General features: G+C 62.2%; 16 protein-coding genes and 1 pseudogene. 6 read left to right on the top strand and 11 right to left on the bottom strand.

Annotation, left to right across the window (positions count from 1 at the left end):
* Window positions 1-114: 114 nt before the first annotated feature.
* Complete coding sequence (locus QMK33_RS22015; RefSeq protein WP_283566784.1) at window positions 115-1,017, top strand: MerR family transcriptional regulator; 903 nt, start codon at window positions 115-117, stop codon at window positions 1,015-1,017.
* Window positions 1,018-1,045: 28 nt separating this feature from the next.
* On the opposite strand, the gene QMK33_RS22010 is transcribed toward QMK33_RS22015, so the two are convergent.
* The 7 genes from QMK33_RS22010 to QMK33_RS21980 form a co-directional block, all read right to left on the bottom strand.
* Window positions 1,046-1,513 carry a transposase gene (locus tag QMK33_RS22010; protein WP_283566786.1) on the bottom strand — a complete coding sequence of 156 codons (468 nt, stop codon included), beginning with the start codon at window positions 1,511-1,513 and terminating at the stop codon, window positions 1,046-1,048.
* A gap of 226 nt (window positions 1,514-1,739) precedes the next feature.
* Window positions 1,740-2,210, bottom strand: a complete 471-nt coding sequence (locus QMK33_RS22005; RefSeq protein WP_283566783.1) for a helix-turn-helix domain-containing protein — start codon at window positions 2,208-2,210, stop codon at window positions 1,740-1,742.
* A gap of 240 nt (window positions 2,211-2,450) precedes the next feature.
* Window positions 2,451-2,606, bottom strand: coding sequence for an integrase core domain-containing protein (locus QMK33_RS22000; RefSeq protein ID WP_283566782.1), 156 nt, complete (start codon window positions 2,604-2,606; stop codon window positions 2,451-2,453).
* Window positions 2,607-2,792: 186 nt separating this feature from the next.
* On the bottom strand, window positions 2,793-3,098 hold the full coding sequence (locus QMK33_RS21995; protein WP_283566781.1) for an IS3 family transposase: 306 nt from the start codon (window positions 3,096-3,098) through the stop codon (window positions 2,793-2,795).
* A 149-nt stretch (window positions 3,099-3,247) separates the two neighbouring features.
* A complete protein-coding gene (locus QMK33_RS21990; protein WP_283566780.1) occupies window positions 3,248-3,556 on the bottom strand; it encodes a transposase in 309 nt (102 codons plus the stop codon).
* 614 nt (window positions 3,557-4,170) lie between these two features.
* A complete protein-coding gene (locus QMK33_RS21985; protein ID WP_283566779.1) occupies window positions 4,171-4,584 on the bottom strand; it encodes a hypothetical protein in 414 nt (137 codons plus the stop codon).
* A gap of 90 nt (window positions 4,585-4,674) precedes the next feature.
* Window positions 4,675-4,980: a hypothetical protein gene (locus tag QMK33_RS21980; RefSeq protein WP_283566778.1), complete on the bottom strand. Its 306-nt coding sequence runs from the start codon at window positions 4,978-4,980 to the stop codon at window positions 4,675-4,677.
* 802 nt (window positions 4,981-5,782) lie between these two features.
* Between QMK33_RS21980 and QMK33_RS21975 the strand changes: the two are divergent.
* Window positions 5,783-6,769: pseudogene (locus QMK33_RS21975) on the top strand (IS481 family transposase).
* A gap of 342 nt (window positions 6,770-7,111) precedes the next feature.
* Here QMK33_RS21975 and QMK33_RS21970 read toward each other — a convergent pair.
* Window positions 7,112-7,732: a TetR/AcrR family transcriptional regulator gene (locus QMK33_RS21970; RefSeq protein WP_283566777.1), complete on the bottom strand. Its 621-nt coding sequence runs from the start codon at window positions 7,730-7,732 to the stop codon at window positions 7,112-7,114.
* A 268-nt stretch (window positions 7,733-8,000) separates the two neighbouring features.
* On the opposite strand from QMK33_RS21970, the gene QMK33_RS21965 reads away from it, so the two are divergent.
* The 3 genes from QMK33_RS21965 to QMK33_RS21955 all read left to right on the top strand — a co-directional run bounded on the left by QMK33_RS21965 (window position 8,001) and on the right by QMK33_RS21955 (window position 10,800).
* Window positions 8,001-9,353: a saccharopine dehydrogenase NADP-binding domain-containing protein gene (locus QMK33_RS21965; RefSeq protein WP_283566776.1), complete on the top strand. Its 1,353-nt coding sequence runs from the start codon at window positions 8,001-8,003 to the stop codon at window positions 9,351-9,353.
* A 46-nt stretch (window positions 9,354-9,399) separates the two neighbouring features.
* Entirely contained in the window at window positions 9,400-9,990 is a 591-nt protein-coding gene (locus QMK33_RS21960; protein WP_283566775.1) for a Crp/Fnr family transcriptional regulator, read from the top strand.
* A 69-nt stretch (window positions 9,991-10,059) separates the two neighbouring features.
* On the top strand, window positions 10,060-10,800 hold the full coding sequence (locus tag QMK33_RS21955) for an SDR family NAD(P)-dependent oxidoreductase (protein ID WP_283566774.1): 741 nt from the start codon (window positions 10,060-10,062) through the stop codon (window positions 10,798-10,800).
* A 202-nt stretch (window positions 10,801-11,002) separates the two neighbouring features.
* Here the strand turns inward: QMK33_RS21955 and QMK33_RS21950 are convergent, their stop codons facing one another.
* From QMK33_RS21950 to QMK33_RS21940, 3 genes are read right to left on the bottom strand one after another with little or no spacing between them, the layout of a single operon-like run.
* Window positions 11,003-11,521 carry a Rossmann-fold NAD(P)-binding domain-containing protein gene (locus QMK33_RS21950; protein WP_283566773.1) on the bottom strand — a complete coding sequence of 173 codons (519 nt, stop codon included), beginning with the start codon at window positions 11,519-11,521 and terminating at the stop codon, window positions 11,003-11,005.
* Complete coding sequence (locus QMK33_RS21945; protein WP_283566772.1) at window positions 11,436-11,879, bottom strand: NAD(P)H-binding protein; 444 nt, start codon at window positions 11,877-11,879, stop codon at window positions 11,436-11,438. The genes QMK33_RS21950 and QMK33_RS21945 overlap by 86 nt, the downstream gene beginning before the upstream one ends.
* Before the next feature lie 32 nt (window positions 11,880-11,911).
* Complete coding sequence (locus QMK33_RS21940) at window positions 11,912-12,838, bottom strand: helix-turn-helix domain-containing protein (protein ID WP_283566771.1); 927 nt, start codon at window positions 12,836-12,838, stop codon at window positions 11,912-11,914.
* Window positions 12,839-13,080: 242 nt separating this feature from the next.
* Here QMK33_RS21940 and QMK33_RS21935 point away from each other — a divergent pair, with 242 nt between their 5' ends.
* Window positions 13,081-14,049, top strand: coding sequence for an NAD(P)H-quinone oxidoreductase (locus QMK33_RS21935; RefSeq protein ID WP_283566770.1), 969 nt, complete (start codon window positions 13,081-13,083; stop codon window positions 14,047-14,049).
* Window positions 14,050-14,052 lie beyond the last annotated feature (3 nt).

The following is a 14,052-nucleotide window of genomic DNA, read 5'->3' as shown; positions in this document are numbered from 1 at the left end:
GTTATATAGCAGGTGAATAGCTCCATGGCTAAAAAGTCGGTAACTTGACCTGCCTGTTATCTTTCGCGCCGGGTGGAGAGTCCCTGCGCCCGGGCCCCGCTTCTACTGTTCTGTATGCGCCAGTACTCGATTCGCGACTTAGCCCAGCTTTCCGGGGTGAAGGCCCACACTATTCGTACCTGGGAGCAGCGCTATGGCCTGTTGCAGCCCCAGCGCACGGCCACCAACTTTCGCTACTATCGCGAAGAGGACTTGCTGCGTCTCTTGCAAGTGGCCACGCTGTGCGCGAGCGGCCAACGCATTTCCGACGTCGCGCAGCTTAGCGAACAGGCCCGCAAGCAGGCAGTGCAGGCGCTGTCTACCAGCGAGTCCGCCGCCAGCAACGCCCCACTCAACGCGTTGCTCGCCGCTATGCTCAACCTAGACGAGCCCCTGCTCGCGCGCTTACTCACCCAGGCCATTGCCCAGCAGGGATTGGAAAAAGCCATGCTGGAACTGGTTTATCCGCTTTTGCAGCGCATTGGCTTGTCCTGGCAAATCGGCACGTTTACGGTGGCCCACGAGCACCTGCTGTCGAACCTAGTTCGTCAGAAGCTGCTGGCCGCCATCGATGCCCTGGGCCCCGACGTGCCGGTCAATGCTCCCCGCTGGCTGTTGTTTTTGCCCGATAGGGAGCAGCACGAGCTGGCCCTGCTGTTCCTCAACCACGCCCTGCGCATCCGCGGCCAGCACGTGCTGTACCTGGGTGCCAGCCTGCCCCTGGCCGATTTGGTAACGGCTTACGCCACCTTCCAGCCGGCCTTTATTGCTACGGTACTGACTACCAGCTTATCGCCTGATTTGGTAAATGACTTCGCTACCGAGCTGCGGCAGGGCTGCCCCGGCTCGGAGTTGTTGCTCTATGGCCCGCTGGCGCAGCATTTGCAACTGCCGCTGCTGCCGGGCACGCACCAGCCCGCCCGCATCACCGACATCCTGAGCTTTATCGAGGCGCGCGTGACTTCTTCAGTTGTTTAGCCCGCGTAGCGCGGAGACGTTCTAGTGCTCAGTCAGGGGAATTAGCTGCCCTAATTTTCTGATAGTGGCGGTCGAGTTTGACGCGCGCTTTTTCCAGGGTAAACTGCCAGCGTACGGTGGCCCGCGCCGCATTGCGCTCGGCCACGCAAGCGGCGACGTGGGCCGTGAGTTCGTCCAGGGTGGGGATGCGCTGGTGCAGGCATTGGCGGGCGATGGCCGAGAGTTCGAGTTCGACCAGGTTGAGCCAGGAAGCGTTTTTGGGCGTGTAATGCAGCTCAAAGCGGGCAGCCAGGGCGCGGGCCTCGGCGGCGGGCAGGTGTTGGTAAAAAACGGCGTCGGTAGGTGTGTTGAGGTTGTCCTGCACCAACACGATTTTTTCGGCCTGCGGATAGTGAGCGGCCAGTTGCTGCAGAAAGCGGCAGTAGTCGGCCCCGGTGCGGCGGGCCGAGACCTCGACCAGGCGCTGGCCCGTGCCCGGCTCGAAGGCCACCAACAGACAGGCCGTGCCTGGCGCACATACGTACTGCTCTCCCGCCGGGGCCGCCCGGCCTTGGCCGGCTGCGCGCCCACGGCGGGTTGGGCCGGGACCGGCGGCAGGGGCTCGGTGGGTTGGCCGTGCAGCACGCAGGGCCGCTCATCGAAGCAGACGACGGGAAAAAGCGGGTGGTAAGGCCGCTCGTAGATGGCCAGCACGTCCTCCATCCGGGCCACGAAGGCCGCGTTCACTGCCCCCAGGCACCAGTGCTGCTGGCGGTGGAGCTGTAGTTCGTTTTTTTGAGCACCTGGCTGACCGTTTCGTGCGAAATAGTGTCTACCAAGCACAGTTCCACGGCTTTGTCGGCCAGCAGGCGCAGCGTCCAGCGGCTGTGCCCGGTGGGGGCCGGGGTGCAGGCCAGCGCCGTCAGGGCCGCCCGCTGGGAGCCGTCGAAGCGCGGGGGCGTGCCGCTGCGCGGGGCCTCGGTCAGGGCGAACTGCCAGCCGCCCGCTTCGTAGCGGCGGCGCAGCTCACTGACGGTCTGCCAGCTCAGGCCGACAGCCTCACCGGCAGCCTGTTGGCCAATGCCCGTAGCCAAGGCCAGCAGAGCCTGGGCGCGGCGCACGGCCCGCACCGAGCGGCAGCCCGTGCGGGTAAAGTTTTCCAGGGCGGCCTGGTCGGCGGCCGGCAAGGCAAAAGGGGTAATTGGTCGGGCCATACTAAGCTAACCTAAATTACCCGTATTCTGTTAGTCAACTTCGCTGACTCAGCACTAGCAATAACAGTCCAATTGCAGTAGTAGCCACAATTTACGTGTTGTAAACGCTCGTCTGCAATATGTAAAAATGAGGTGGTCTAATTAGGCTGGACAGTTTATGGCAGTAGTTTGAAGTGATTGTTGGTGAGCAGTATGTGGGATTTGGTAGCCGATACTAGAGTGCAAACGCTGATGGTTATACTAGTCAAAATAGGTAGCGGCGCTGGCTTGCGCGTTGGCTAAGTCGGCAAAAACCGGCCATTCCCGGCGTTCGAGCTCTTCGGTTTTGAAGCGCGACCACAGGCTTTCTGCCTGCGCATTATCATAGCAGTCGCCGCGGCGGCTCTGCGAGCGCACGGCCTAGTGAGAGTGGAGCAGGACGCGGTAGACATTGCCGCAGTACTGGCCGCCGCGGTCGGAGTGGACGAGGAGCTCTGGGGTGGGTGGTTGAGCCAAAAAAGCCCGCTGCAAAGCCGTGGTGACTACTTCCTCCGGTATCGTGGCCATCACGTGCCAGCCCAGCACCTGCTTGCTGGCCACGTCCTAGAAGGCACACAGATAGACCCAGCTACCGTCAGCCAGGGGCAAATAGGTAATATCCGACACCCAGACCCGGTTGGCCTGGGTCGGTTTGGGCTTGTCGAGCAACCGATTGGGTGCGCAGCGCAGGCCGTGGGTGGAGTCGGTCGTGCGCGGGGTGTAGGCCTTGGGTTGCAGCGCGTGCAATGCCCGTCGCCGCATGGCCGTGCGCAGGCGCTGGCGGCCCACCTGGTGCCCCTTTTGGCGCAGGGCCACCTGTAGTCGGCGGGTGCCGTAGCGGCGTTTATGTACCCCGAATACCTGGACCAAGTCAGTTTCCCAGGCCGGCGTCTGCGGTTCTACCGCCCGCTGCTGGCCTTAGTGCCAGGCATAAAAGCCGCTGGCTGGCACGCCCAGCACCTGGCACAGCCGGCGCACCGGGTCATTACCGCGCTCGGCGGCGCCGAAGCGGTAGCGGCTCATAGGGGCAACGTCACCGAGAAGATGGCGATGACTTTTTTTAAAAATTCCAGCTCTTGCGCCTGCCGTCGGGCCAGGGCCCGCAACTGGCGCAGTTTGGTAGCCGTGGCCGGGTCTAGGTCAGCCCCCAACGCGGCTGCCACCGGTGTCTGGGCAGCTTTTTGCCACTGATAAATGCGTTTCGGGTCGATGTTGAGCGCCCGTGCGGCGGTTTGGGTCGAGCGGCTTTGCTCGGCCAGGCGCAAGGCTTCGGCTCGGAAGGCCGCATCGTACTTGCGGCGTTTATCAGGCTTTGGGACGTCTTTCATAACGAAGGAAAGATACCCCCCTGTTTTGTCCAGAATTACCCGACCACCTCAGGTGTGGTGGCGACTGTTGAAGCGCTGGGCCCGCCCGGTCGCTACCCGCAGGTCAGCAGCCTGGACCAGTTCATTCACCCGTAATCCACCGGCTGGCCAGTTGGTAACTGGTCGAGCTGGGTGCGGATGCGTTGGGTAGTGGCGGATATAGCGAGGGAACCAAACTGCCAAGAAAACAGAGAAAGCGACCCAGGGTATCAGGTTTTTACCGGTAAAACCTGATACCCTGGGTCGCTACGAGAGGTGAACTGCAGACACATCGCGTAGGACAATCTGATTCGAAGTATTATTTGGGTATGGAAACGGCTCTTGTTAAAGAGCTATGAAACGCCGCTTTTTTCAATTAGTGGCGTTTCATAGCTCTTCGTGCGCCTACTACTATCTGTACCCGGCAAGTACCGAAATTGCCTATTCTTTACTTTGGTAGCTAATCAGCAAATGGGAGAAGTTGCTGGAGTAAGCTCTCCACCTCCGGGCTCCCGGGTGCGGGTCCCCCGCCAGGAATGCCGGGAGGTAGTCGAAGGCTGCCAAGTAAGTCCCAGCGCTGGGCCTGCACCACCTGCTCAGCCAGCCGGCAGGGCCGGGCGGTGCAGCAGCGCCCCAAAACGGGGGCCGCAGCGGGTGCCTAGCGCACGGGCTAGTTCGGGGAGCGTACCCACGGTCAGCTCGCTGGTATGCAGCACGTACTGAGCTAACTCTAGCGCAGTCGGGTAATAAAAAGGCGGGTCGAGCAGCGGTAGCTCGGGCGCGTGGCCCAGATACTGCACCAGTTGGGTCACCTCAGGGTAGGGGAGCGTCACCTGCGTCCCGGTTAACAGCAGCACCGGTTCAAACTCCTGTACCAAGCGAACGAAGGCACGTTCGGGCAGGGTTAGGAAGTGCAACTGCAAACGGTCTTGCAGGTAGGGTAAGACCTGGGTCCGTTGGGTCGCCGTGGCCTGCGCATAAGGTAGGAGCAAAGCAGTGGGGGAAAACATAGGATAGCAGTAAAAGAAAGGGGAGGAGCACGTGGGGGCCGGCCGCTGGGGAGCCAGCCGCGAAAAGTTGTCGCAGGGGTGGGGGAGCGCTTAGGGCAGGGCAGATTCCGCGGCCGGGGTGGGCTGGTCGCGCAACTGCTCCTCAGCCAGCCAGATAAGCAGGAGTTGCTGGGCCTTGGCTTGCAGGGCCGGCTGGCGCTCGCGCAACGCCTCCCGGAGCGTGTCCGTGAAGGGGGTCCCCGTGGCGGCGGCGAGCGTGATGGTCACCTGCTGGCCATGCGTGTGGAGCGTGATGGCGGTGAGGCCACTCACCTCCAACTGGTCGAGTTGGTTCATCTGGCGTTTGGCCTGTTTCTGGGCACGGCGCAGGTACTTGAGGTCGCGACGATAGCTCATCGGGACTGGCGGCTAAGCAAGTCGACAAACCGGAGCGAATCCGCGGGCTGGCAGCGGGCAGCGGCCCGGCGGTCGAACGTGCCGGCCCGGCGGTCGGCCCTGTCGGGGAAGCAAGCCCCGAGTACCCAACTCGGGGCGCGGGGGGACAGGCGGGCGCAGTGGCCGCGGAAGCTAATGGAACCCAACTGACGCAACGTGGTACCCGTGGCCAGGTGGCGGCGCTGGCGGGCCGCTTCGGCTTAGCGACGGGCGATTTCGGCTAGCACGTTCGCGCCCCAGCGGGTGAGGCGGGCGATGTCCTCGCTTTCGTGGACGAAGTGGTTGGCCCGTGGCTACTCCGCTTCGCTGAAAAGAGAGTCGCCAACAAGGGGCAGTAGGACGTGCTGGTGCAGCTCGCCCAAGGAGATAGGAGGTACGCTAAGGAGCGTACTTGTCCCATTTACATGATTTTCCATGTAATTTTGAAGTGAGGTTTGTAAGAACCCAACCGTAGTGCCTGCTGCAAACACGTGCTATATCGGAGGCCACCCTTTGCCTGGGGTGGCCTCTTTTTGCTTATACTCGTCGCGAAGTGAAGTGCGAATTAAGGTTTAAAATTGTGCAATGGAAGGAGGGCTTTCGGACTCGGAACGGCAGTTGCTGCGGCAGGCACAAAGTGCTTGCCGAGGGAAGGCGGGGTACGTGCCGGTGCCGGTGCTGCTTATGCTGGACCGGGGGCGGGCCGTGGCGGCCATCGCCGAGGACTTAGCTGTATAGTCCCAGAATGTGATGGAGGGCTTTTTACTACCGAACTTCGCCAGCAATTAGGGGACAATTACTTCATGGCAGCGCCCGCACAACGCCGGCAGTACGACGCAGCATTCAGCAAAGTGAGGAAAGCGCACAAGGCTTAGCCAAGCGCCACGGGGTCAATGTGAAGACGGTGACCAAGTGGCGCAACCGGAGCACGACTACGGCCGCCCCGATGGGGCCGAAGCCTGTTTCCACCGTACTGACGGCCGAGCAGGAAGCGGGCGCAGTTGCTTTTCGCCAGCATACGCAGCTGCCCCTGGATGATTGCCTCTACGCCTTGCAGGAAATGCGCCTAAGCATTTGGGCCTATTCCACAGCTCTGCCGCTCGGCCCTGCACCGCCTGTTTCAGCGCCATGGTATCAGTCGCCTGCCGGCCCCAGAACCCGCGGAGAAGAAAATGCGCCTCTAGCATTTGGGAAGAAGTTTAAGGATTATCCCATTGGCTACCTGCATGTTGATTTCGCTGAAGTGTCTACCGAAGAAGGTAAAGTGTACCTCTTTGTGGCCATTGACCGCACCAGTAAACTAGCTTTTGCCGAATTGCAGCCCCGCGCCACGAAAATGCTGGCCGCTGACTTTTTGCGCCGGGTGCTGGCCGCCATCCCCTATCAAGTGCATAAAGTGTTGACTGACAACGGTACTCAATTCGGTAATATGCCCCACCAGGTCTATGCCTGGCGGCACATTTTTGACCGTGTTTGCGACGAGCACGGCATCGAACATCGCTTCACTAAGCCCGCCCACCCCTGGACCAACGGGCAGGTCGAGCGCTTCAACCGCACCTTGCAAGAGGCTACGGTGCGCCCGTATCACTACCAAACCACGGCCCAACTCAACGAGCACCTACAAGCCTTTTTACTGGCTTACAACCACGGCAAACGGCTCAAGCGGCTACGGGGCAAAACCCCGCACGAATTCATATGCCAGCAATGGCACTTAACCCCGACTATCTTTGTCCGAGACCCCACCCATCTCACCCTGGGACTACACAGCTAGGGGCCTGCGGCGGCGACGAGTTGGACAAGTCTTTCGAGGCGCAACTGGCGCAGAATATGCCCGGCTGGCAGGCGCACGACCTCGCCGCCATGTTTCGCGGCTGCCAGCGCGAGGGAATGCGGGGAAAGCCGGGTGCCGGTGCCCGGCTTACCAGCTTGCTCGGGCGTCCGCTACGCAGCTACCGCGCCTTCGCGGCGGAAACGTATCAGCACTGGTTGGGTTAGCCAAGACCAAAGACGGCCCGCTCGCCCTAACGTTCCGCCCCTCGAAACGAACGTTGCCAACGCCATTATCGCGTCCAAGCAGAAGAACCATCTCAGGGCCGCGCTATTTCCAGGCTTATTATTTTTTGATTACCAGCTTGATAAACAGCTCCATTGCTTCCTCCACCAGCCCGGCCCGCCGGGCTTCCGGGAAGATGGACAGGCGCTTGCCCAGGGCCAGCGCGGCCAGCCCGTGCAGCTGGCCCCACGCCACCAGGGCAATCAGCTCCGCGTCGGCATAAGGGAAAACGCCGGCCTCAATGCCGTACTGCATCACCTGCACCATGCGGTCGAAGGCCGCCCGGCCGCTGGCCCAGGTGGCGGGGCCAGCCTGCGCGCGTACCGCGTCCATTGGGCTGGTCATTAGAAACATTAACTCGAATAGCTCGGGATGCGCGGCCGCAAAGCCCAGGTAGGTGTGCCCCAGGGCTCGCAGCCGTCCCACGGGCGACTCGATTTGCTCCACCGCGTCGGCCTGCTGGGCCAGGCGTTCAAAAGCGCGGCTTTGCAGCGCATAGAGCAGGGCACTCTTATCGGCAAAGTAGTGGTAGACCGCGGTGGCGCTGTAGTTGGTGGCCTCGGCGATGTTGCGCATACTCACCTTCTCGAAGCCCTGCTCCACGAAAAGGTGCTGCGCGGCATCGAGAATAAGCTGGCGGCGCTGGTGTTTTTCCTGCTTTTTGCGCTCGGTAGTACTCATTAATTTTTACAGTGTAAACTTTTTTATCGCCGTTTCGTAAACCGGCATCCCGGTTGCCCTTGCGGGCTAATGGGCTACTAACCGCAAGTTGAGCCGGTAGAGTTGGCTACGGGCTACCTGGCACCAGCCACTATTTTATAAAGCATTGAAGATAAATAATTTACCCTCAATAATTACTCATTGCTGCTAACCGGCAATATTCGCCAAGCGCCCCCGGCCCCGCTTCATTCAGGCAATAATACGCCAGTCAACCTCCTTTCTATTCCCTATGACATCCTCCCTCCCTTCCGCCGCTGCCGCACTGCCCGGTGCTCCGCGCCGAGCCAGCGTTGATTTCGATATCGTGGTTTTCGGAGCCACGGGCCTGACCGGGCGCTTGGTAGTCGAGCAACTCCTCCGGGTTGATGCGCTGCTGCGCAGTCCGGCCGGGCTACGCCGCTGGGCGGTGGCGGGCCGCGACCCCAAGGCCCTGCGGGACGTGCTGAAGGAGTTGCAAGCCGAAGACGTGGAAATCCTGACGGCCGACTTCACCGACCAGCCCTCGCTGGAAAAAATGGCGGCCCGCACCGTGGTAGTGCTGAGTCTGGCCGGCCCCTACACTAAAGGGGCCGAGCAGGTTATCGCGGCCTGCGTGGGGGCCGGCGCTTCCTACGTGGACCTCAGCGGCGAGCTACCCCTGCTGCGCCGGGTAATCGACCGCTTTGACGAGCCCGCCCGCCAGGCTGGCGTGCAGGTGGTGCAGATGGCCGGCTGGGAGGCCATGCCCGCCGACCTCACTACGCTGCTGGCCAGCGAGCGGGCGATGGCCCAGGCCACTACCGCAGCCGTAACCGCCGACGGCCCCGGCGCGGCGGACCCCGTGGTGCACGTGAGCGTGATGGTCCGGTTCCTGCGCACCCCGGCGGGGGGAGTACCGCTCAAGCAGTCCGTTTCGGGCGGCACGCTGGCCAGCATCGTGGCGATGCTGGACGACCCGGCCGCCAGCATTATTGGGCGCACCGGCGGGCTGCTGCCGGCTCAGACCAAGGGTAGTAAAAAGCCCGCCTCGTTGCGGCTGCGGCCGAGTACTGTTACCGGCCGAGTGCTGGGGCCAGTGGTGCCGGTGGCGTTTCTCAACCCGCCCATCATCAACCGCACGGCCGCTTTACTCGCCGCCGAGCGCGGCGTACCCTACCACCCCGCCACGTACATCGAAGGCGTGGACCTGGGGGCCGCCGGCGGCCTGGGCGGGCGGTGGCGGCAGGTGAAGGCGGTATTCAAGGGCGGCTTCCAGCGGGCAATGGTACTGGTTACGCGCCTGCCCCTGGCGGTGCGCCGCCGCCTCGCGGCGGGCCTGCGCAAAGTATTGCCTAAGGCAGGCTCGGGACCGACCGACCACTACCTGCGCGACTGGGACTGGACGGTGCGGGCGCGGGCTACCACTCAGGCGGGCCTCGTGGGCGAAGCCACCCTGACGGGCAGCGGGCACCCCGGCTATACGGCCACGGCGGCCATCATCGTGGAAGTGGGCCTGAGCATCGTGCAGGCCAACACCACCCGCGCCGGCTGCCTCACGCCCGCCCTCGCCATCGGGGTAGCCGCCGCGCAGCAGCTGCGGATGCCTTCTTTGTCCATGCAATAAGTCGCAACTTGCGCCCGCGCCGTAAATCAGGAGTGAACTTGCGCGCATGAAATACTTGGAGGAAATAGCCCAACGTCTGCGCGCCGACGGGGAGTTGCCGGAAGCGGAGGTAGCCCAAATACTGGCCGCGTTCGACTGCCGGACGATACCCAAAGGAGAACTATTGCTCCGCGAAGGCAGCCAATGCGATTTCTGGGGTTTCGTGGGGGTAGGGCTCGTGCGGGCCTACACGCACACGGCGACGGGGGAGGAGTACACCAACGGGTTTGTGCGGGAGGGCGGATTTCTGACGGAAATCGTGAGTTTCTACACGCAGGCTCCCGCGCTGGAGAATCTCGTGGCTCTGGAAGATACCATATTGATTTACACCAGTTTTTCCAAGCTACAACAGTTGTTTAAGGAGTTCGCGGGCTTTGAGAAATTCGGCCGCATCCTGTACGAGCAGCTCCTGACGCAACTCAAGCAGCGCATTCTCTACCGCATTCGATTCGATGCCCAAACGCGCTATCTGCACCTGGTGGAAACGCAGCCGGACCTGTTGCGCCGGGTGCCGCTCAAATACCTGGCCTCCTACCTCAACATGACCGACAGCACCCTGAGTCGGGTTAGAAAAAAACTATTGACTAAGGCCAGTTAAGCGCATTTCTTGCCTTAGGGCAAGCCTTGGGGACTAAATAAGCAGGAATTTTGTCAAAAAAACTTACTTATGGAAACCACCCGCAAAATCGCCCTAATCACCGGAGCCAATCGGGGCCTGGGCCTGGAAATAGCCCGCCAGCTCGGCCAGCGGCACTACATGGTGCTCCTAGGCGCGCGCAATGCCGAAGCCGGCAGGGCCGCCGCCGCGCAGCTAATAGCCGAAGGTATTGAGGCCGAGTGCCTTGTGCTCGATGTCACGCAGGCCGACGACGTGGCGCAGGCCGTCGCTACCGTGGGCAGCACCTACGGCAAGCTCGACGTGCTGGTGAATAACGCGGTGTTTTTCTCGCGCGACAATCAGGCCGCTTCCCAGATACCCACGGCCCTGCTCCAGCAGTACCTCACCACCAATTTTGTGGCGCCAGTGGCCGTTACGCAGGCGTTTCTGCCCCTGCTGCACCAGAGCGCGGCGGGCCGGATTGTGAATATGTCCACCTCCATTGGCTCGCTCACCACGATGGGCGAAACGATTCATACCACGCCCCGCATGGCGGCGGCGGTGCCCCTGGGCTACTCGTCGTCCAAGGCCGCCCTGAATATGTTTACTACGCTGCTGGCCAAGGAATTACGCACCACGCCCATCAAGGTGAACAGTGCCGACCCCGGCCGGACGCAAACCGATATGGGCGGGCCGGAAGCGCCCAACACCGTCGAGTACGGGGCCAAGGTAGCCGTGTGGCTGGCCTGCCTGGACGAAGACGGGCCGACGGGCGGCTTCTTCTCCTACCAGCACGTAAGCAGCTGGTAGTCAATAGTATAAAATGGCCGGTGTGTCCTGAGTAAAGCCCAGAGTACGCCGGCCGTTTTACCAGGCAGAACGAAGATTATTGGTTAACAATTGATGGTCAATTACTTATGCGCAAAATAAAGGTCCTGGCAGCCTTTTTTACCCACGTGGGCGAGCCCCGCCCGCCACAAACCAACCTGCAACACGCCATGCCCTGCGCCGATTACTTCCCGAACGCCGCCGCGAAATCATGGGCAAAATCCTCCAGCTTCACTTTGCCGAGGGTGGCCGGCCGGTGTTGGGCATAGCCCCGCCACATACTGGCGTTGTGGATGGCCGCGTTCAATTCCAGCAGCTTCTCGATGACGAAGGCGGGCATATGCTGCTGAGCCAGGCCGGCGCGGTCCTGCGCTTCGGTGAAGGTAATCCACTGCAAATCGGGCCGGCCGATGGCCGCGCCCAGTACGCGGGCTATTTCGGTGGGGGTGCGCTCGTCGCTGGCTACGTAGCGCACGCGGGGGCCGGTGGCGCGGGTTAGTTCCTCGGCGGCGGCGTGGGCGATGTCCGGCGGGGCCACCAGCGGGAGCCGGTCGTCGCCGCCAAAAGAGGACCCCATGCTGCCCGCTTCTTTTATCATGTTCTTGAAGTGCAGCAGGTTATAATAGAAGTAGCCCGCCCGCAAATGGGTAACGGCCACGCCGGGCACTTGGTCGAGCAGGCCCTCTATATCGTGCGAACCCACGATTAAGCCGGTGCCGCTGGGCAGGTCGGCCCCCCATGAGGTGGACCACCCGGCCCACCCCGGCGGCCTCGATGGCCTGGGCGTAGGCCGTGCCCACCGCGCGGTAGTAGCCGCGGTTGTCGGCGGCCGTGAAGTTGGGCGGCACCATGCCGTAGACCGCATCGGCCCTGGCAAAGGTGCGGGTCAGAAAGTTGGCATCCGTGACGGAGCCGATGGCCGGGGTAGCGCCCAGCGCCACAATGGCCGCCTGCCTGTCGGGGGTCTGGCTAATGATGGTAACGTGGTGGCCTTGCTGAACGAGCACTTCGGCCAGCGGTTTGCTGATGTTCCCGAGGGAACCAGTGAGGGTGATTTTCATACCCCAAAATTGCGGCGCGGGGGCCGGCGCACCTAGGGCTTTTGCGCGGCAGTGTTGGGCAAAAAGTCGGAAAATGGTGGGGAGCCGGCGGCTAGCTGCTGCCGGTAGGCAGTGGGCGTCTGGTTGGTGGCGTGGCGGAAGTAGCGCGCAAAAGCCGACTGGTCGGCAAAGTGCAGCTCGTCGGCCACCTGCGCGACGGTCAGGGCGGGGTTTTGCAGCCGCAGCCGCGCTTCCAGCGTTACGGCCTCGGTAATAAACGGGGCCGCGCCCCGGCCGGTGGCCGCCCGAATGGTTTCGGTCAGGTGCTTGGGCGAGATGCACAACTGGCCGGCGTAGAAGGCCAATTGGCGCTCACCGATGCAGTGCGCTTGAACCAGTTGCTTAAACTGGTTGGTGATGAGTTGGGCGCGGGCCGGGCCGGGGGTAATGGCCGCGGCAAAGGCAGCGTAGGCCGCCGCCGCTTCGTAGAGTAGTATTCGCAATCGGTTCTGCAACAAGTCCGTGCGATGCAGATGCGGCTCGTAATAACTGCGGTGCAACTGCTCGAAAGCGACTTGCAAGCGGGCGTGCAGCCCCGGCGGCAACGGGAGCACGTGCGGGGCCAAGCCGTCGAAATAAGTGAACGGCCCAAGTTGCCCACCGGGCGTGGGGGCTAAAAAATCAGCGGTGAACGATACGTCCAGCGACGCAAAATCGGCCGACCGGTGGCCCCACTGCTTGATGCAGTGCGCGGGCAGCACCAGCAGGCCGCCCGGCTGCACCCGGTACGTTTCCAGATTCACCTGCAGCTCCGCGTGGCCGTGCAGGCAGAGCCCCAGGTTATAGTAGCTGCTGCGAAAAGGGTGGAAGCAAGGCAGTTGCAGCGCAACTGGCTCGCGCTCGGCCAGGTAGATGCCGGCGGGCTGCGCTGCGTAGGCCACCAGCGTGCTGAGCGTAAAGGTGGGAGTAGTGGTGACCATACGCAACGCGCAATCCGATAGATAGTTAGAGGGGTCTTACAGTTGACAATCCGCCTCGTAGCCTGGCCCTGAGACCGCGCGGCCTGGTGATTTGTTTAGCGACTACCCGTACCTAATACCAGCGAGTAATTCTTAATTTTTTACACTGTAAACATTTCTATCATTGTTGCGTTTATCACCCCATTATATCGCCAGCCAACTGGCACTCAGCCAGACAAGCCGGTAAAAACAGTAAATCGAATATGAAAGCCATCGCCATAACCCAGCCCGGCGGGCCGGAGGTACTGCACCTGCAAGAGCGCCCGCAGCCCATGCCAGCGGCCCACGAAGTACTGATAAAGGTGCGGGCCAGTGGCCTCAACCGCTCCGACATCGGCCTGCGCGAAGGGCAGTACGGCGGCACCGTGGCGGGCGTGGTGCCCGGCCTGGAATTGGCCGGCGAAGTAGTGGCCGTGGGCAGCGCCGCCCCGCGCTGGCGCGTGGGCGATAAGGTCTGCGCCCTGGTTAACGAGGGGGCCTACGCCGAGTACGCGGTGGTGGATGCCCGGCACTGCCTGCCGATTCCGGCGGGCTGGTCGGTGGAGGACGCGGCGAGCCTGCCCGAAACTACCTTCACCGTGTGGTTCAACGTGTTTCAAACGGCCGGCTTGCAGCCCGGCCAAACGGTGCTGGTACACGGCGGCAGCAGCGGCATTGGCCTCACGCTCATTCAGGTGGCGCACGCGCTGGGCAGCCGGGTGCTGGCCACGGCCGGGTCGGCCGACAAGTGTCGCTCCTGCGAACAGTACGGCGCAGCGCGGTGCGTAAATTACAAGGAAGAGGATTTTGAAGCGGCTTTTAAAGACGAGTCTATTCAGGTGATTCTCGACATGGTGGGCGGCGACTACACGGCTAAAAATATGCGCCTGCTAGCCCCCGGCGGCCACTTGCAGTACATCAACGCCATGCAGGGGCCGCAGGTCGAAATCAATCTGTTTGCCCTGATGATGAAGCAATTAGTGCTCAGCGGCAGTATGCTCAAACCGCAATCGGCCGACTTTAAGGCGGCTCTGGCGGCGGCCGTTGAGGAGCACGTGTGGCCGCTGGCGGCCAGCGGCCAGCTCCGGCCGGTTATCTACCAAACCTTCCCGCTGGCCGAGGCGGCGGCAGCGCAGCAGCTACTGGTTAGCAGCGCACACATCGGGAAGATTCTGCTGGTCAACGAAGCATAAGTA

It is taken from the genome of Hymenobacter sp. H14-R3 (assembly GCF_030063445.1).
Taxonomy (GTDB): Bacteria; Bacteroidota; Bacteroidia; order Cytophagales; family Hymenobacteraceae; genus Hymenobacter.
The sequence above is the reverse complement of the archived record's forward strand: the minus strand, read 5'-3'. Positions and strand labels throughout refer to the sequence as shown.